Origin of the sequence: Plantactinospora sp. KLBMP9567 (assembly GCF_033446045.1) — a bacterium.
Lineage (GTDB): Bacteria > Actinomycetota > Actinomycetes > Mycobacteriales > Micromonosporaceae > Plantactinospora.
The window spans coordinates 1-17,649 of the sequence record NZ_JAWQRR010000023.1 but is presented as its reverse complement, the minus strand read 5'-3'; the positions used below and the strand labels follow the sequence as shown (position 1 = coordinate 17,649).

Here is a 17,649-nt window from a genome sequence, read left to right as displayed (position 1 = left end):
GAAACCCGGCAGCGCGGCCCGATTCCGAGGTAGCCTGCCCCACCCCGACCACCGGTACGCGCGGTGCCGCCGTGCCGGCAGTGCCGGTGTGGAACCGGACGTTACGAAACGGCGCGTCTTCGGGTACGGCCCAGGTTGCGGGGAGCGGCACGAACGCCCGGTCAGGGCATGCCGCCCGCCCTGGGTCATCTCGCCCCGAAGCTCCGGGTCGCACCCGGGACAGAAGCCGTTATGGGGCAGACCGAGGCCGAAGACCGGTCACCGCTTCGACCAGCGCGCGGCGTGCCCGAGGTTCAGCGTTGAATCCACCCGGTCGGCACCAGGATCGGCTGGTCGGGCTCGCCGGCCGGCACCAGCCGGGCGGTCCAGTCGGAGATCGTCGGCTCGCCCCGGACCATCCAGCGGTCCCGCAGGGTGAGCGCGTCGGCGGCGTACCGGGCGGCGGACGGTCCGGACGCCTGCACCGAGCCGTCGGCGAGCAGGCCCGCCCCGCCGTCGTGCACCTCGTCCAGCAGGGCGCAGCCGCCGGGGCCGCCCCAACCGCCGGCCGGCCCGGCGCAGAAGGTGGTCCGCCGGTCCCAGGCCCCGACCGCGAACCACAGGTCGTGGTAGCGGAAGACGTCCAGCGGCGGATGCCAGCGGCGCGGATGCCGCACGGTCGTCGGCGGCAGCGCACCGGTCCGCCGGGGCGCCGGATGCGCTCCCGGATGGCGGGCGGCCAGCGGCCCGGCCGCCGACATGAATCCGGCCCGCAACTCGCCGCGCGCCTCGCCCATCCCCGGCCCGCCCGGCCGGATCCGCAGCACCGGGTGGTTCCCGGCGTGTTCGACCGGGGCGAGCAGGTAACCGTCCGGCCCGAGCTGGTCCAGCCAGCGCGGAGAGACCCCGGTGACCCCGACCGTGACCACCACCCGGTCGTACCCGGCCTCCGCCGGCACGCCGAGGTAACCGTCACCGAGGCGTACGTCGACGGAGCCGGCCAGCCCGACCCGGCGCAGCGCGGCCCCGGCCCGCTCCACGACGTCCGGGGCGATGTCCATCGTGGTCACCCGGGCGCCCATGGTCGCCATCAGGGCGGCGTTGTAGCCGGTGCCGACGCCGATTTCCAGTACCCGGCTGCCGGGGCGCAGCTCCAGCGACTCGATCATCGCCGCCATCAGCGACGGCTGACTCGACGAACTGACCGGCACACCGTCGGCGACCTTGGTCACCAGCGGATGGTTCCGGTAGACGAGGGGCAGGAAGTCAGGGTCGGCCGGCCCGACCCAGCGCCCGTCGCCACCGTCGAAGCCGGTCGCCACGAACTCCTCCCGGGGCACCGCGCCGAACGCCCGGACCAGGTCCTCGCCGCCGAGCAGTCCGTCCCGGCGCAGCTCCTCGACGTACCGGGCGCGCAGCTCGGCCGCGGCCGTCATGGCCGGTCCGCCACGACGGCCGCCGCCGGCCCGGACGACCTCAGCACCCGACCCAGCCCTCGCTGCCCGGCAGCGCGAACGACGAGCGTGGCGAGTAGAACCCCCACAGCAACTCCAACGGGTTGGCCGGACGGAGCGCGAAGACGGGATGGTCCGGCGCGAGGAACTCCACCGACTCGATCTCGAACGGTGTGACCGGCTCGAAGACGTACGGGCAGGTGGCCCCGGTGAGCTGGCTGCCGAGTTGGCTGAGGTAGCGGACGTGTCCCCGGTAGACCCGGGTGACGTTGCGGCCGATCCGGGCGGTGGTGCGGATCAGCGCCATGCCGTCCGCCTCGGTCACCGCCACCAGTGCCTGTCCGGTGATCTCGATCGTGGTCCGGCCGGCGCCGGCCGGCACGCCGCGTACCGCCGCCTGGGCCCGGGCGAGCGGGCTCGAACTCAGGTGGTGGGCGTACCAGCGCGCCCGACCCGAGTCGGCCAGGTCGAGGTCCGGGCCGAGTCCGGCCGCCGAGTAACTGTCCAGCCCGGAGGTCTGGACCGCGTCGTCCACCACGTACTGCTGCAGGAAGACCTGCCGGTTGGCCGGCAGTGGCAGGCCCGGCGGCACCATCGCCGCCACCGCCTCGGGATCCGCCGGCACCCAGCCGAAGTGGAGCATCCGGCAGTGCACGACCAGTTGCGGCGGAACAGGCTGGCTCAACAGGGCTCCTGTCGCGTCGGGATAGCCGCGACGCTACGACCGGCCCCGGGTGCAGACAAGCGCAGACAAGACGGAAAGTCGACAGTCACCTCCGCCGGCTCAGACCGTTCGGGCCGCCCGGTCCAGATAGGCCGGCACGTCGGCGGCGTGGAACACCCGCTCGCTCGGCTCGATCCGGGACAGGAAGTCGGCACAGACCGCAGCCATCCACAGCGGAGCCACCGGGCGGAGCAGCTCGACCGCGCGGGCCGGATCGCTGCCCGGCACGCTCGACCGCCAGCGCCCCGACCAGGCCCGCAGCAGGTGACCGGCCGGCTCCGGGTCGAGCGCCTCGGTCAGCCGCAGGATGTCGAAGCCGGGATGCCCGACGAAGCCGTCGCCCCAGTCGATGATCACCCGGCGGTTGCCGGCGATCCGGACGTTGCCGGGGTGCAGGTCGCCGTGGACCAGCACGTCCGGCAGGCCGCAGCGGGCCACCTCGGCCATCCGGTCCGGGAGCCCGTCCAGCAGCGGGCGCACCGGCGCCAGCTCCGCACCGTGCGCGGTGAGCCGGTCCCGTACGGTCCGGGCCAGCGCCGCCCCGCGCCGATCCGGTACGCCACTGGCAACCAGCGTCTCGACCTGCGCCACCGAGGCGAGCTGGATCCGGTGCTGGTCGGCGGCGATCGCATCCCGGCCCGGCGGGTCGAGACCGTAGCCGTCCTCGCCCGGCACGTGCTCCAGCAGCATCCGTCCGCAGCCGTCGGTGGCCAGCAGCACCGGCGCCAGGTCGGGTACCGCCGTGCCGAGCCAGCGCAACAGCACCGCCTCGTGGGCGAAGAATCCCGGTACCTGCTTGAGCCAGACCGGCGCACCGGCACCGGCCGGACCGTCCGGCCCCGGCCCCGGCCCCGGCCCGTCGAGCCGCCAGATCGCCGACAGGTTCCAGGCCCGCTGCGGCACGGCGAGGTGCGCACCCCGACCGGCCCGGTGCAGTTCGGCGGCGGCCCAGCGCAGGCTCGCGGCCGGTCCACCGGGCACCGCCCAGGGCGCCCGGAGCGGCTCCGCCGACAGGTCCACCTCGGACGGTGCCAGCGGTACGCCGGGCGGCACCACCGCACCACCGTCGAGCTGGGCCAGATAGCCGACCGTACCGCCGTGCGGCGCGGGCCGGTCGGTGTGCAGCAGCCGCAGCACGGAGACGCCGATGCCGTACCGCGTCCGGGCCCCGGCCACCACGTCGGCGACCTCCTGCCACCAGGGCGCCGGCACGTCGTAGCGGGGCAGCACGCCGAGTGGCCGGCCGTCGCCGTCGAGCAGGTGCAGCAGCACGGTCCGGGTCACGGCCACCAGGCTCTCGCCGGTCGGGTCCCGGCCGTACCCACCTGACCGGCGTGCGCCGGGGGCAACGACTCCGACCAGCGGCGGCGCAGCCCGTCGAGGTCGGCCGGGGCGATCCGGCCGGGCAGTCGCAGCCGGGCCATGCCGCCGTCCGGGAAGACGTCCAGCCGGACCTCGGTGGCGGTCGGGACCGCGTCGACCGGAAACCGGTGCCGGGTGTCCGGCTGCAACCGGGTACGCGGCAGGATCTCGAACCAGGCCGCCTCGTCCGCCGGGTCGGCGACCCGGGTGTCGATCCCGCGTAGCGTCGCCGCCGCCGGTGCGTTGCCCTTGAAGTGGCTGGTGTCCAGCTCGACCTGGCGGATCTGGCCGGGGACGGCCAGCCGGACCCGTACCCAGTCGTTGCCGTCGTCGCGCCGGCGGGCGGTCTCCCAGCCCTCGCCCATGGTCCGGGCCAGGCCGGGTGCGATCAACTGCCGTGGCGCACCGTAGAACAGGTCGCTGCACCCGACCACCAGGCCGCCGTGCTCCAGCGCCGCGAGGTCGAGCTGCCCGTCGGGAAAGAGCGCCGGATCGGGTACGACCACACCGTGCACCCGCAGCCGGGCCACCCCGCCGTCGGGGTAGATCCGCAGCCGCACGTGCGTGTAGCGGTGCGGGTCGTCCACCTCGAACAGGTTACGACCGTCCCCGCGCAGCGCCGCCCTGGGCACCAGGGTGGTCCAGTCGGCACCGGCCAGGTCGGCCGGGCCGGGGTATCCAACCATCCCGCATGCCTCCACCGAGGCGTACGGCGGGTAGTTGCCGACGAAGTGCGAGGTGTCCACCACCACCCCGGTGACGACGCCGGGGGTGCCGAGCCGGAGGATCGCCCAGTCGTGCCCGGGCTCCCGGCGGCGGCGGGTCTCCCAGCCGTCGTACACCTGGCCCTTGGCCCCGAAGGTGCCGGCGGCGAAGCCCGGCGGCTCGTCCGTGACCAGGTTGTCCCGGGCGGCGAAGAACTCGTCGTTGGCCGCCACCACCCCGCCGCCGAGCGACCGCGACGCCAGGTCCGGCAGCTCGGTGAACGCACTCATCCCGGTCCCTCCCCGGCCCGCCGCCCCGCAGGCCCGCTCCCGTCCCCCGCCGGATCGCCGGGCCGCCGGTCCTGCCGGGACAGCAGACGTCCCCGGGGCGGGTCCGTCGCGGCAACCGGCGCGCCGCGCAGCCAGGTACCCCGGACCACCCCGGTCAGCCGACGCCCGGCGTACGGGGTGACCGGGTGCCGGTGCAGCAGTCGGGCCGGCTCCACGGTCCACTCCGCGTCCGGGTCCAGCGCCACCAGGTCGGCGTCGGCGCCGACCCGCAGCACCCCCTTGCCGGGCAGCCCGGCGATCTCGGCGGGCCGCCGTGCCATCCAGCGCACCAGGTCGGCGAGACCGTGCCCGCGCCGCCGCGCCTCGGTCCAGACCACCGGCAGCCCCAGCTGCACCGAGGCGATCCCGCCCCAGGCCGCGCCGAAGTCGCCGCCGAGCCGCTTCATGTCGGGCGGGCACGGGGAGTGGTCCGAGACCACGCAGTCGACCAGCCCGTCGGCCAGGCCGGCCCAGAGCGCCGCCCGGTTCGCCGCGTCCCGGATCGGCGGGCAGCACTTGAACTCGGTCGCCCCGTCCGGGATCTCGGCGGCGTCCAGGGTCAGGTAGTGCGGGCAGGTCTCCACGGTCACCCGTACCCCGTCGGAGCGGGCGGCGACGACCGCCGGCAGCGCGTCGGCGGCCGACAGGTGCAGGATGTGCACCCGCCGGCCGGTCCGCCGGGCCGCCTCCAGCACCACCTCGACCGCCCGCCGCTCGGCGACCGGCGGCCGGGAGCCGAGGAAGTCGGCGTACCGGGCCGAGGGCGGGGCGACGCCGATCCGGGTCGGGTCCTCGGCGTGCACCACGAAGAGCGCGTCGACGGCGGCCAGCGCCTCGTGCAACCCGGCCGGATCCAGCGGCGGGAACTCCGGCACCCCCGAGTCGACCAGGAACGCCTTGAACCCGAACACCCCGGCGGCGTGCAGCGCGGGCAGCTCGGCCAGGTGCTCCGGGACGGCACCGCCCCAGAACCCGACGTCGACATGGCACCGGCCCCGGGCCGCGTCCCGCTTGTCGCGCAGCGCCGGCACGGTGACGGTCGGTGGCACCGAGTTCAGCGGCATGTCGACGATCGTGGTGACCCCACCGGCCAGCGCGGCCCGGGTGGCCGAGGCGAAGCCCTCCCACTCGGTCCGGCCCGGCTCGTTGACGTGCACGTGCGTGTCCACCAGCCCGGGCAGCAGGGCCAGGTCGCCGAGGTCGGTGCCGGGCAGCGCGTCGTAGCCGGCCACCTGGGCGATCCTGCCGTCCCGTACGCAGATCGCCGCCGGCCGCTCGCCGTCGGGCAACACCACCCGCCGGGACCGCAGCACCAGGTCGTATCCGCCCATCCGCTCCCCTCCCCCCACAGTCGCCGACAGCGGTCACACCGCCGACAGCGCGGCCCGGTCGTAGCCGGTCTCCGCCTCGGTCAGCGCACCGCAGTCCAGCCCGCGCAGCAGGAATCCGGCCAGCGCCCGGGCCGTCGCCGGCTCGTCCAGGATCCCGGTGGACCGCCGGTCGAGGTACGCCCGCAGCCGCGCCACCGCCGCCGCCCGACCGTCCCGGAAGAACGCGTACGTGCCGGCGAACCGGGTCGGCAACTGGGCCGGATGCAGGTCCCAGCCCTGGTAGTAGCCGCGTTCCAGCCCGCGCCGCACCAGCGCGGCGTGCTCCGCCCAGCCGGCCTGTACCGCAGCGGTGTCGCCGACCGGGAGCAGGTTGGTCGAGCCGTCGGAGAGCCGTACCCCGGTTTCGGCGGCGGCCACCTGCATCACCGCCTTGGCGAAGTCGGCCACCGGGTGCGCCGAGCTCTGCTGCGCGGCGGCGATCCCGCAGGCGGCGCTGTAGTCGTAGGTGCCGTAGTGCAACCCGGTGCACCGGCCGGCGGCCGCCCCGATCAGCCGGCCCGGGGTGGCCAGCCCGTCCGCCCCGAGGATCGCCGCCGGCGTCTCGATCTGCACCTCGAAGCGCAGCCACCCGGCCGGCAACCCGTACGCCGCCTCCAGCCGGTCGCAGAGCAGCACCATCGCCTCGACCTGGGCCGGCACGCTCACCTTCGGCAGCGTCACCACCAACCGGCCGGCCGGGGGCAGCGCACCGCCGTCGCGCAGCGCGTCGAGGAAGAGATCCAGGGTGCGCACCGCCCTGCGCCGGAGCGCCCCGGTCAGGCTCTTGATCCGCAAGCCCAGAAAGGGCACCCCGAGCCCATTACCCGCCAGCCGCCCCGCCGCCCGGGCCGCCGCGTCCTCGGCCTCGTCCTCGCGTACCCCGTAGCCGTCCTCGAAGTCGATCCGCAGGTCCTCGATCGGCTCCCGGCGCAGCTTGTCGACCACCCGCCCGTGCAGCTCGGCCGGGTACGGCAGCGGCGGATGGTCCCGCAACGACGCCAGTGCCGCCGCACCCCACCGGGCCACCAGCTCCGGATGGCAGCGGTCGGCAGGCACGTAGACGGTGTGCACCGGCTGCCGCCCCGCCGCCTGGCCCGGATAGCGCCGCCGCAGCTCGGCGTCGACCGGCCCGAGCCGCGCGTCCAGCTCGGCGAGGACGTCGGGGGAGAGCCGTCCCATCAGCCGGTCCCGGTCAGGTGCTCGGGCCGGACCGGTACCCGGGCCAGCGGCAACCCGGTCGCCGCCCGGATCGCCGCGACGATCGCCGGAGTGGCCGAGATGGTCGGCGGCTCCCCCACTCCGCGCAGCCCGTACGGGGCGTGCGGGTCGGCCAACTCCAGCACGTCGACCGCCATCGGCGGCACATCCAGGACGGTCGGGATCAGATAGTCGGTGAAGGACGGGTTCCGGATCACCCCGTCGGCCACCTGGAGTTCCTCCATCAGTGCCAACCCGAGCCCCTGGGCCGTGCCGCCCTGGATCTGCCCCAGCACCGCCTGCGGGTTGATCGCCCGGCCCACGTCCTGGGCGGTGGCGATCTCCACCACCCGGACCAGCCCGAGTTCGGGGTCCACGTCCACGGTGGCCCGGTGCGCCGCAAAGGCGTACTGCACGTGCGCGTCGCCCTGCCCGGTAACCGGGTCGAGCGGCCGGGTCGGGCGGTGCCGCCAGCGGGCGGTCTCCTCGACCGGGCCGGCGCCGAGCAGGTCGACCAGGATGCCGAGCGTGCGGCCGGCGGCGTCCCGTACCACGCCACCGGCCAGCTCCAGCCCACCCCCGTCGATCTGCCCGGCACCATCGACCCGCCCGGCACCGTCGTCACCACCGGCACCGGGCCCGCCGGCCAGCCGCGCGACAAGCGCCGCCCGGACCGCCCGGCAGGCCGCCCGCACCGCACCGCCGGTCATGTACGTCTGCCGGGACGCCGACGACGACCCCGCACTCCCCACCGTGGTGTCGGCGGTCGCCACCACCACCCGCTCGACCCCCAGCTCGGTCCGGGCGATCTGCGCCTGCACGGTGACCAGGCCCTGCCCCACCTCGGCCGCTGCCGTGTGCACCAACGCCGTCGGCTCGCCACCAATCAGCTCCAGCCGGACCCGCGCCGTCGCGTAGTCGTCGAACCCCTCGGAGAAGCAGACGTTCTTGATTCCGATCGCGTACCCGACCCCCCGGACCACCTGTTCCGGCGTGGTCGTGTTCGCCACCCCGCCCGGCAACTGCCGCGGATCGTCCCCGACGGGGGGCGGCGCCGGCCGGTCCCGCACCAGCTCCAACAGCCGGGCCACCGGCGCCGGCCCCTCCACCACCTGCCCGGTCGGCATCACCCCGCCCTCGGCCAGGGCGTTGCGTACCCGCACCTGCACCGGATCCAGCCCCACCGCCTCGGCCAGCCGGTCCATCTGCGACTCGTACCCGAAGCACGCCTGCACCGCGCCGAACCCGCGCATCGCCCCGCACGGCGGGTTGTTGGTGTGCACCCCGTACGCGTCCACCGTCACGTTCGGCACCCGGTACGGTCCCACCCCGAGACTGGCCGCGTTCGCCACCACCGCCGGGGTCGTGGACGTGTACGCCCCACCGTCGAGCAGGATCCGGGCCCGTACGTAGACCAGCTCGCCGTCCCGGGTGGCGCCGTGCTCGTAGCGCAGGATCGCCGGATGCCGGTGCACGTGCCCGACGAACGACTCCTCCCGGCCGTAGACCATCTTCACCGGCCGCCCGGTACGCAACGCCAGCAGGCTGGCGTGCACCTGCATGGACAGGTCCTCCCGGGCACCGAACGCGCCACCGACCCCGGCCAGGCTCAGCCGGACCAGCTCGACCGGCAACCCGAGCGCGGCCGCCACCTGCCGCTGGTCGGCGTGCAGCCACTGGGTGGCGACGTACAGCTCGACCCCGCCGTCCGGCGCCGGCACCGCCAGCCCGGACTCCGGCCCGAGGAACGCCTGGTCCTGCATGCCGACCCGGTACTCCCCGGTCACCACCACCTCGGCGACCGCCGCCGGATCACCCCGGCGGATCGGCACGTGCCGCACCAGCCGCCCACCGGCCAGCGCCGCCTCCGGATCCGTCACCGGCTCCCGCACCCGGTAGTCGACCGCGATCCGCCGCACCGCCCGGCGCGCGGTCTCCGGATGGTCGGCGGCCACGATCGCCACCGGCTCGCCCCGGTAACAGACCTCGTCGACCGCCAGCACCGGCTGGTCGGCGACATCCAGCCCGTAGTACCGGTCCCCCGGCACGTCGTCACTGGTCAGCACCGCGTACACGCCCGGCACCGCCAGCGCCGGGCCGACGTCGACGCGCCGGATCGTGGCCGACGGGTGGGGACTGCGCAGCGTCGCACCCCAGAGCATGTCGTCGGCCCACAGATCCGACGAGAACGCGAACTCTCCGCGTACCTTCAGGGCACCGTCCGGCCGTACCGGACTGGCCCCGATCCCCCCGGCCGTCCCGGCCTCGCGGTCCCGCTCGGGCGCCACCCCACCCCGCACGCACCGCACGTCACCAGGCGGCCCGGAACCAGGAGAGGTCACCGCGCCCACCGACCACCCGGAACCTCCGGACTCCACGCCCGTCATCGTCGTGCCTTCCGGACCAACGTCCGATGCGCCCGCCGAACCCGCCGGGTCAACTCCCGTTCGTCCGCGGTCCGCAACTCACCGTTGTCCACCACCGGTTCACCCCCCACCAGCAACAGGTCCACCGCCGCCGGCGGCCCGAAGACCAGCGCCGCCACCGGGTCGTCGATCCCGACGTGCCCGAGCCCGTCCAGCCGCCACAGCACCACGTCGGCGAGCTTGTCGACCTCCAGCGAGCCGAGCTGGCCACCCCGGCCCAGACAGCGGGCCCCGCCGATGGTGCCGAGCGCCAGCGCCTCCCGGGCGGTCAGCGCCGCCGCGCCACCCCCCAGTCGGGCCGCATAGAGCGCCTGCCGCAGCTCCGCACCGAGCTGACCGGCCTCCTGCGACGCCGGCCCGTCCACACCGAGCCCGACTGCCATTCCCCGGTCCAGCATTTCCCGGATCCGCGCGACACCGGCCCCGAGCCGGGCGTTCGAGCTGGGACAGTGCGCGACCGAGGTGCCGGTGCGGGCCAGCGCGTCCAGCCCGGCGTCGTCCAGGTGTACGCCGTGCGCGAGCCAGACGTCCGGGCCGAGCCAGCCGAGCCGTTCGGCGTACTCGACCGGGGCGCAGCCGTGGGTCTGCTGGCAGTACTCCTCCTCGTCGGCGGTCTCGGCGAGATGGGTGTGCAGCCGTACGCCCCGGCGCCGGGCCAGCGCCGCCGCCTCGGCCATCAGCTTCGGCGTGACGCTGAACGGCGAGCAGGGCGCCACCGCCACCCGCAGCATCGCGTCGTCGGCCGGGTCGTGGTAGCGGTCGATCGCCTCCTCGGTGGCGGCCAGCGCCGCCTCGGTCTCCTCGACGATCCCGTCCGGCGGCAGCCCGCCCGAGGACACCCCGAGATCCATCGACCCCCGGCACGGATGGAACCGCAGCCCCACCTCGCGGGCCGCCTCGACCTGGGCGGCCATCAGGTCACCCGCCCCGGCCGGATAGACGTAGTGGTGGTCGGTGCTGGTGGTGCAGCCGTGCAGCGCCAGCCAGCCGAGTCCGGCGGCGGTGGTCGCGGCCACCACCTCGGCGTCCAGCCCGGCCCAGACCGGATAGAGCGCCTTCAGCCAGCCGAACAGCTCCGCCTGCTGCGCCATCCCCCGGGTCGCCCACTGGTAGAGGTGGTGGTGGGTGTTGACCAGGCCGGGGGTGGCGAGGCAGCCGGTGCCGTCGATCCGGCGTACCGAGCGGTGGTAGCGGGGGGCGTGCCCGGGGCCGACCGCGACGATCCGGCCCTCGTCCAGCACCAGGTGCCCGTCGGAGTACTCGGTGCCGGCCGGGTCGACCGTGGCGACCGCGCAGTTCTCGATGATGATCACGACTCGTGCTCCCGCCCGGCGGCGAGACGTACCGCCGTCAGGATCTTCTCGTATCCGGTGCACCGGCACAGGTTCCCGGCCAGCGCCTCCCGGATCTCCGGGTCGGCCGGCGACGGCGTCCGGGCCAGCAGGTCGTGTACCGCGACGACCAGTCCCGGAGTGCAGAATCCGCACTGCACGGCGCCGGCGGCGACGAACGCCCGCTGCACCGGGTCGAGTTCGCCCGGCCCCGGGCCGAGCCCTTCCACGGTGACCACCTCGCGGCCCCGGGCCTGCCCGGCCGGCACCAGGCAGGCGCAGACCGGCTCCCCGTCGAGGTAGACCGTGCAGGAGCCGCACTCGCCCTGCTCGCAGGCGTTCTTGGCACCGGGCAGGCCGAGCCGCTCCCGCAGCACGTGCAGCAGGCTCTCCCCGGCCCACACGTCGTCGGCCCGGCGCGGCTCGCCGTTGACCACACACTCGATCCTCACCCGTCGCCCCCTCCCCGTCGGTGTTCCGCCCAGGCCCGCTGCACGGCCCGCCGGGCCAGTACGCCGAGCGCGTGCCGGCGGTAGGCGGCGGTGCCGCGCACGTCGTCGATCGGGCTGGCCGCCGCCGCGACCAGCTCGCCGAACCGGCGGACCAGCGGCTCCGGCAGTGCGGCCCGGTCCGCCCAGGGCAGCTCGGCGGCGAGCAGCTCCTCGGCCGCCGGTGCCCGGACCGGGGTCGGGGCCGCGGAACCGATCCCGGTGCCGACCGTCCGGCTCGCCGGGCGCAGCGCCAGCGCGAACGAACAGACCGCGATCACCATGGCGTTCCTGGTGCCGACCTTGGCGAACTGCTCCGGCCCACCGTCCGGCGGCAGCAGGACCGCCGCGATCAGCTCGTCCGGGGCCAGCACGCTACGCTTCGGCCCGGTGCAGAAACCGGCGACCGGCACCCGGCGGACGCCCCGGACCGAGGCCAGTTCCACCAGCGCCCCGGCGGCGAGCAGCGGCGGCAGCGCGTCTCCGGCCGGTGACGCCGAGCCGAGGTTGCCGCCGACGGTGCCCCGGTTGCGGATCTGCGCCGAACCGACCGTCCGGGCCGCCATCGCCAGCCCCGGCACCCGGCCGGCCAGTTCGGTGACGATCCGCCGGTACGGCAGCCCGGCGCCGAGCCGCAGCAGGCCGTCCTCGGTGCCCCAGTCGGCCAGCCCGGCGACCCGGCCCAGGTCGAGCAGGGCCGGCGGGCGGCGCCGGGCGAAGTTCAGCTCCACCATCACGTCGGTGCCGCCGGCCACCGGCAGCGCCTCCGGGTACGCCGCCCGGGTGGCCAGCGCCTCGGCCCAGCTCTCCGGCTGCAGGAACTCCATCTCCGGCTGTGCGACGACCATCAGTCCGGCCCGCCGTCCCCGGCCGCCGCCCCCGCCGGGCCGCCCCGCAGTGCGGCCGTCCCGTCCTCCGGTGACCCGCTTCCGTCCTCCGGTGGCCCAGTGCCGTCCTCCGGTGACCCGCTTCCGTCCTCCGGTGTGCGGGTCACCGTCCCCTCGATCAGCCCGTACGGCCGGTCGGTGGCCACGAACACCTCGCCCGGGTTGTCCAGCCCGAACGGCGCCAGGTCCACCAGCAGGTGGTGCCGGTTGGGCAGCGCCAACCGCACCTGCGCGACCTCCGGACGCTCCGCCAGCACCCGGTGCCCCATCGCGTACAGGGTCTGTTGCAGGGAGCGGCTGTAGGTTTCCACGAACGCGCCGACCAGCGCGGCCCGCACCCCGGCGTACGACTGCGCCCAGTCCCGCCCCCGGTCGGCCGGGCCGGCGTCGCGGTGCCGCCACCGCGCCTCGACGGCGGTGGCCAGGATCCGGTCGCCGGTCTCCGGCAGCGTCGTGTACCGGTCCTTCAGGTAACCCCTGAACTCCGAGTCGGTGCTGTTCAGCAGCACCAGCCCGGAGATCCCGGACTCCACGGTGCTGCCGTCGGTGCCCACCGTCACCGTGGCGGTACGGCTCTCCGCGCCGTCGCGCTGGAAGGAGTGCGGGCCGAGCCGCCGCCAGCCGTGCTCGGTCAGCTCCACCCGGGCCCGGGTGATCGCCGGCGCGCTCCGGACGAAGTGCCGGGCGAGCAGCAGGCCGAACTCCTCGGGCTGGTCGACGCCGTGTTCGCGGGCGAAGGCGTACACGGTGTTCTTCTGCGAGTCGGTGGGCAGCACGTGCGCGTTGTCCCCGCTGCGGTGCACCTCGGCGAGGTCACCGGCGAGCGCGATGCTGACGGTCAGGTCGCGCAGTTCGTGCCGGGGACCGTCCCGGCGTACCCGGACCAGCCGCACCTCGGCCTTGCCGTACTGGTTCGCGCCGAGCACGATCGCCACCGCCCCCGCCTCCTCAGCTTCCTCGATAGGTGGTGTAGCCGTACGGGCTGAGCAGCAGCGGTACGTGGTGGTGCCGGTCCGGCTCGGTGACCTGGAAGGCGACGACGATCTCCGGGAAGAACGCCGTGCCGGGCGGAAAGTGGCCCTCGACCTGGAACACCAGCCGGTAGCCGCCGGCCTGCCAGCCCCGCAGCGGCAGCCGGTCCAGCAGCGGCGTCCAGCCGGTCAGCCGGCCGTCGGAGTCGGTCCGGCCGTGTGCCACCGGCGTCCAGCCGCCGCTGTCCCGCCGGTCCAGCCGGACCGGGACGTCGGCGGCCGGCTCGCCGCGTACGGTGTCCAGCACGTGTGTGGAGATCCGGATCAGACCGTCCGGCGCACTCGTCCGGTCGTCGGTCACGAGAGCAGCCTCCTCAGCCGGAGCAGCGCGATCTGCCGCAGTTCGTCCCGCACCACCGCGCGTTCGGTACCGGGATCGTTGCCGAGCCGCCGCCGGGCCGCCGCGAGCAGTTCCGCGTCGGTCCGGCCGTCGGCGAATACCAGGAAGAGGTGCCCGAACCGCTGCTCGTACTCCCGGTTGACCCGGGCGAGCGCGGCCCGGGTGTCCCGGTCGGCACCGTCGAGGCCGGACTGTTCCCGGCGGGACCAGGCGGACTCCCGGCCGGTGCCGGTCGGCCGCTCGCCGATTCGCGGGTGCGCGCCCAGCGCCCCCGCCACCTCCGGCCAGTCCAGCCGCCGCAGCACGGCGTCGGCCGCCGCGACCACCGCTGCCACGTCCGGGTACGGCCGTCCGGCCGTCACCGCCCGGGCCCAGCCCGGTACGGCGCAGCAGGCGAGCAGCTCCGTCTCGGCCTCGGCGGCGGAGCGCCGGTTGAACTCGTCCAACATCGCGCTGACGGTGGCCACCCGGATCACCTCCTGCGGTCGGGAGAAGTACAACAGCCGGGTGGTGCCCGGGTGAACCGGCGCGAACACCGAAACCACGGCCGGCCGCCGTATCGTTTTCGTAGGTTCCTCCAACCGGCCTGTCGCCGGGATCGGACGGGTACGCGATGCTGCTGCGCGAGGCGCTGGACCGGCCCCAGTTGCGCCTGACCCTGCTCACCGGCGAGGCGGAACTGGACCGCACGGTCAGCCGGGTGTACGTCACCGACCTGCCCGATCCACGCCGCTACCTCTCCGGGGGCGAGATCGTACTGACCGGGCTGATGTGGCGCCGCCGGGCCGGTGACTCGGACGGGTTCGTGGCCGCCTGCGCCGCCGCCGGAGTCACCGCGATCGGGGCCGGCGACGCGGCGTACGGGTCCGTGCCGGTGGACCTGGTGACGGCGTGCCGGCGGTACGGGGTACCGCTGTTCGAGGTCCCGGTGGAGGTCTCCTTCCGGGACATCATCGACGAGGTCACCCCGACGCTGTGGGCCCGCCGGGCGAACGGGCTGGCGACGGTGCTCGGCCGGTACCGGGGTCTGGTCGCGGCGATGGCCGGCGGCGCCCGGCTGGCCGACCTGCTCCAGCCGGTCGCCGCCGATCTCGGCGTCGACTGCTGGGTGCTGACCTCGACCGGGCGGACCGTCGCCGGCACCGGGCCGCTTCCGTCCGACGCCAGCCGCCGGTTGGCGATCTTGTTCCTGGCCGCCGGCCGGTTGCCGGCCCTGGTCGACGTCGACGGCCGGCGGATCTGGCTGGTCGCCGTCTCCGGCCGCCCCGAGCACCGGCTCGCCGCCTGGATGCTGGCCTGCGCGGTCCGGCACACCGGACCGTCCGATGCCGACGATGCCGTCCGGCCCGCGACCGCCGGCTCCGCCCCGTCCACGATCGCCACCGCCCGATCCACGGTCGGCGATGCCGTTCCGCCGCCCGGGCTACCCGAGGCGGCGGCCGAGCTGGTCAGCCTGGTGGCGCTGGAACGGGCCCACGCCGACGAGGCGGGCCGGGTGGAACGGCGGCTCGCCGACCAGCTCGGTACGGCCCTGTCCACCACCGCCTCCCCGGCGGAGCTGCGCGCCGCGCTGTCCTCCGGTGGGCTGCCACCCCGGTCGACCCTGCTGGTGCTGGCCGTCCGGCTGACCGGGCTGACCACACCCCCCGAGCTGGCGATCGCGGTCACCGAGGAAATCGTCCGGTCGACGCCGCTGCCCGCCATGGTCACCGGCACCGCCCGCCCCGGGACGGTGCTCGCCGTGCTGGCGGGCGGGCGGACCGAACTGGCCGGGGTTCCCGACGCGGTCCGGGGCACGGTCGCGGGGCTGGTGCCGGGGCTCGGCGCCGGGCGGCTCGCGGTGGGGATCAGCGGGCCGGCCGCCGAACCGGATGCCCTGGCAGGCGCGGTGGAGCAGGCCGAGCACGCCCTAACGACGGCGCTGGCGGATCCCGACCCCGGCACCGTGGTCTCGGCCGGCGACCTCGCCTCGCACCTGCTGCTGCTCAGCGGCGTACCCCCGGAGGCGAGGCGGGCGTTCCGAGACCGGGTGCTCGGCCCGGTGCTGGCCTACGACCGTGCACACCACGCCGACCTGGTCAGTACGTTGGACGAGTTCCTGGCCTGTTCCGGTTCGTGGAGTCGGGCGGCCGAACGGCTGCACCTGCATGTCAATACCCTGCGCTACCGGATCGGCCGGATCGAGCAGCTCACCGGGCGTGACCTGTCCCGGTTCCCCGACCGGGTCGACTTCTATCTCGCGCTGCGCCTGCCGCGCTGACCCGCCGGTCTGCCCCGGTGCCACGCCGCCGCTCGGGACGCCGGTCGGGCGTCCCGGCACGGTCGCCGCCTTACCGCCATCACGTCACGGTCGCGCAGCACGACGCCGGTCGGGCGTCACGGCACGGTCGCCGGTGGCACGTCGAGGTCCGCGTCGTCCGCGACGTCGTCACAGGGTACGACCGACACCCGGGCCTCGTGCCGGCGCAGGTAGGGCCGGGCACCGACGTCGCCGACCGCCAGCTCGGCCACGCCGGGCCAGTGCGCCCGGCCGAGCAGTACCGGATGGCCGCGCCGGGTGCCGTAGCCGGCCATGCCGAGCGCGTCCGGTTCGGCGATCTCGACCAGCCGACGGACCGCCTCGGCGGTGATCCCCGGCATGTCGACCAGCAGGACCACCGCCGCGACGGCGCCGGAGTCCCGCAGCGTGGCCAGCCCGGCGCGCAGCGAGGAGCCCATCCCGGTCGCCCACTCCGGGTTCTCCACCGGTACGGCGTCGCCGAGTTCCGCCCGGGACCGCACGGTCGACGCGGCGGCACCGAGCACCGCGAGCACCGGCCCGCAGCCACCGGCGCGGGCGACCTGGACCGCCCGTTCGACCAGCAGTCGGCCGTCCAGCCGGACCAGCGCCTTGGGCCCGCCGTAGCGCCGCCCGGCACCGGCGGCGAGCACCAGCCCGGCGACCCGGTCGGCGGCGACCGGTCCGGGGATGGATGGTCCCGGCCGGTGCGCTCTGGGCTCGTCCGGGGCGAGATGGGTCACGGTCCGTGAGCCTAGTTCAGTCGCAAGATCTCGACGAAGTTCCTGCTATGGAATGCTTTGCACCTTTTATACATCAGCCGTTCGGCTAGCCTCAACCAATACCAACGGGCTAAGGTGATGCCTGAACAGCCACACCACCACCCACCAACCGACCACCCACCACCGGACAACCCCCGTCCCCGCCACCACTTCAGCGCAGGGAGGACCACCATGACCGCCACCACAACCACCACCCGGACCGACAACCACGCCCTCACCGACACCGCCACCGACCTACTCCACGCCATGACCGCCCTACCCGCACACCACCCCTCCCGACCCGCCCTCCGCGACAAAGCCATCGAAGCCTGGCTCCCCCTCGCCCACCACCTCGCCCACCGCTACAGCGGACGCGGCGAACCCACCGACGACCTCACCCAAACCGCCGCCGTCGGCCTCATCAAAGCCATCGACAAATGGGACCCCACCCGCGGCGTCGACTTCGCCGGCTACGCCATCCCCACCATCATCGGCGAACTCAAACGACACTTCCGCGACCGCACCTGGGACATCCGCGTCCCCCGCCGCCTCCAAGAACTCCGCCTCGCCATCAGCGAAGCCAACAGCACCCTCCTGCAAACCCTCGGCCGCTCCCCCACCATCACCGACATCGCCACCCACCTCCACCTCACCGAAGAAGAAATCCTCGAAGGACTCGAAGGCGCCCGCGCCTACAACGCCGTCTCCCTGTCCACCCCCACCGGCGACGGCGACCGCACCACCGAACTCGGCGACCTCCTCGGCACCGAAGACAACGAATACGAACTCGCCGAACTCCGCGTCGCCCTCGGCCCCGCCCTCGCCACCCTCGACCAACGCGAACAAAAAATCCTCACCCTCCGCTTCTACGGCAACCTCACCCAATCCCAGATCGCCGAACAAATCGGCGTCTCCCAAATGCACATCAGCCGCCTCCTCACCCGCGCCCTCACCAAACTCCGCAGCCAACTCGCCGACACGTACTGA

16 protein-coding genes are annotated in these 17,649 nt (G+C 74.9%); 2 read left to right on the top strand and 14 right to left on the bottom strand.

Going from position 1 to position 17,649, the window contains the following annotated elements:
* Positions 1–293: 293 nt before the first annotated feature.
* From R6Y94_RS19225 to uraD, 13 genes are all read right to left on the bottom strand, one after another.
* Positions 294–1,415, bottom strand: coding sequence for a protein-L-isoaspartate O-methyltransferase family protein (locus R6Y94_RS19225; protein ID WP_318397263.1), 1,122 nt, complete (start codon positions 1,413–1,415; stop codon positions 294–296).
* Between the two features lie 40 nt (positions 1,416–1,455).
* The gene (locus R6Y94_RS19220; protein ID WP_318397262.1) at positions 1,456–2,118 is read right to left on the bottom strand and encodes a hypothetical protein; all 663 of its coding nucleotides are present in this window, start codon (positions 2,116–2,118) and stop codon (positions 1,456–1,458) included.
* A gap of 99 nt (positions 2,119–2,217) precedes the next feature.
* Entirely contained in the window at positions 2,218–3,441 is a 1,224-nt protein-coding gene (locus tag R6Y94_RS19215; protein WP_318397261.1) for an aminoglycoside phosphotransferase family protein, read from the bottom strand.
* Complete coding sequence (alc, locus tag R6Y94_RS19210; RefSeq protein ID WP_318397260.1) at positions 3,438–4,514, bottom strand: allantoicase; 1,077 nt, start codon at positions 4,512–4,514, stop codon at positions 3,438–3,440. The genes R6Y94_RS19215 and alc overlap by 4 nt, the downstream gene beginning before the upstream one ends.
* Positions 4,511–5,884 carry an allantoinase AllB gene (gene allB / locus R6Y94_RS19205; protein WP_318397259.1) on the bottom strand — a complete coding sequence of 458 codons (1,374 nt, stop codon included), beginning with the start codon at positions 5,882–5,884 and terminating at the stop codon, positions 4,511–4,513. The genes alc and allB overlap by 4 nt, the downstream gene beginning before the upstream one ends.
* A 33-nt stretch (positions 5,885–5,917) precedes the next feature.
* Positions 5,918–7,102 (bottom strand): DUF6986 family protein, encoded by a 1,185-nt coding sequence (locus R6Y94_RS19200; protein ID WP_318397258.1) that lies wholly within the window; start codon positions 7,100–7,102, stop codon positions 5,918–5,920.
* A complete protein-coding gene (gene pucD / locus R6Y94_RS19195; protein ID WP_318397257.1) occupies positions 7,102–9,420 on the bottom strand; it encodes a xanthine dehydrogenase subunit D in 2,319 nt (772 codons plus the stop codon). Before pucD ends, R6Y94_RS19200 begins: the two co-directional genes overlap by 1 nt.
* An 83-nt stretch (positions 9,421–9,503) precedes the next feature.
* Positions 9,504–10,859, bottom strand: coding sequence for an 8-oxoguanine deaminase (locus R6Y94_RS19190; RefSeq protein ID WP_318397256.1), 1,356 nt, complete (start codon positions 10,857–10,859; stop codon positions 9,504–9,506).
* The gene (locus R6Y94_RS19185) at positions 10,856–11,329 is read right to left on the bottom strand and encodes a (2Fe-2S)-binding protein (RefSeq protein WP_318397255.1); all 474 of its coding nucleotides are present in this window, start codon (positions 11,327–11,329) and stop codon (positions 10,856–10,858) included. The genes R6Y94_RS19190 and R6Y94_RS19185 overlap by 4 nt, the downstream gene beginning before the upstream one ends.
* Positions 11,326–12,213: an FAD binding domain-containing protein gene (locus tag R6Y94_RS19180; RefSeq protein ID WP_318397254.1), complete on the bottom strand. Its 888-nt coding sequence runs from the start codon at positions 12,211–12,213 to the stop codon at positions 11,326–11,328. The genes R6Y94_RS19185 and R6Y94_RS19180 overlap by 4 nt, the downstream gene beginning before the upstream one ends.
* Positions 12,213–13,187, bottom strand: a complete 975-nt coding sequence (pucL, locus tag R6Y94_RS19175) for a factor-independent urate hydroxylase (RefSeq protein ID WP_318397253.1) — start codon at positions 13,185–13,187, stop codon at positions 12,213–12,215. Before pucL ends, R6Y94_RS19180 begins: the two co-directional genes overlap by 1 nt.
* Before the next feature lie 13 nt (positions 13,188–13,200).
* Positions 13,201–13,584 (bottom strand): hydroxyisourate hydrolase, encoded by a 384-nt coding sequence (gene uraH / locus R6Y94_RS19170; protein ID WP_318397252.1) that lies wholly within the window; start codon positions 13,582–13,584, stop codon positions 13,201–13,203.
* Positions 13,581–14,159 (bottom strand): 2-oxo-4-hydroxy-4-carboxy-5-ureidoimidazoline decarboxylase, encoded by a 579-nt coding sequence (uraD, locus tag R6Y94_RS19165; protein WP_318397251.1) that lies wholly within the window; start codon positions 14,157–14,159, stop codon positions 13,581–13,583. Before uraD ends, uraH begins: the two co-directional genes overlap by 4 nt.
* Positions 14,160–14,236: 77 nt before the next feature.
* Between uraD and R6Y94_RS19160 the strand changes: the two genes are divergently transcribed.
* The gene (locus R6Y94_RS19160) at positions 14,237–15,883 is read left to right on the top strand and encodes a PucR family transcriptional regulator (protein ID WP_318397250.1); all 1,647 of its coding nucleotides are present in this window, start codon (positions 14,237–14,239) and stop codon (positions 15,881–15,883) included.
* 116 nt (positions 15,884–15,999) lie between these two features.
* On the opposite strand, the gene R6Y94_RS19155 is transcribed toward R6Y94_RS19160, so the two are convergent.
* The gene (locus R6Y94_RS19155) at positions 16,000–16,644 is read right to left on the bottom strand and encodes a nucleotidyltransferase family protein (protein ID WP_318397249.1); all 645 of its coding nucleotides are present in this window, start codon (positions 16,642–16,644) and stop codon (positions 16,000–16,002) included.
* Positions 16,645–16,854: 210 nt separating this feature from the next.
* Between R6Y94_RS19155 and R6Y94_RS19150 the strand changes: the two genes are divergently transcribed.
* Positions 16,855–17,649, top strand: a complete 795-nt coding sequence (locus tag R6Y94_RS19150; RefSeq protein ID WP_318397248.1) for a SigB/SigF/SigG family RNA polymerase sigma factor — start codon at positions 16,855–16,857, stop codon at positions 17,647–17,649.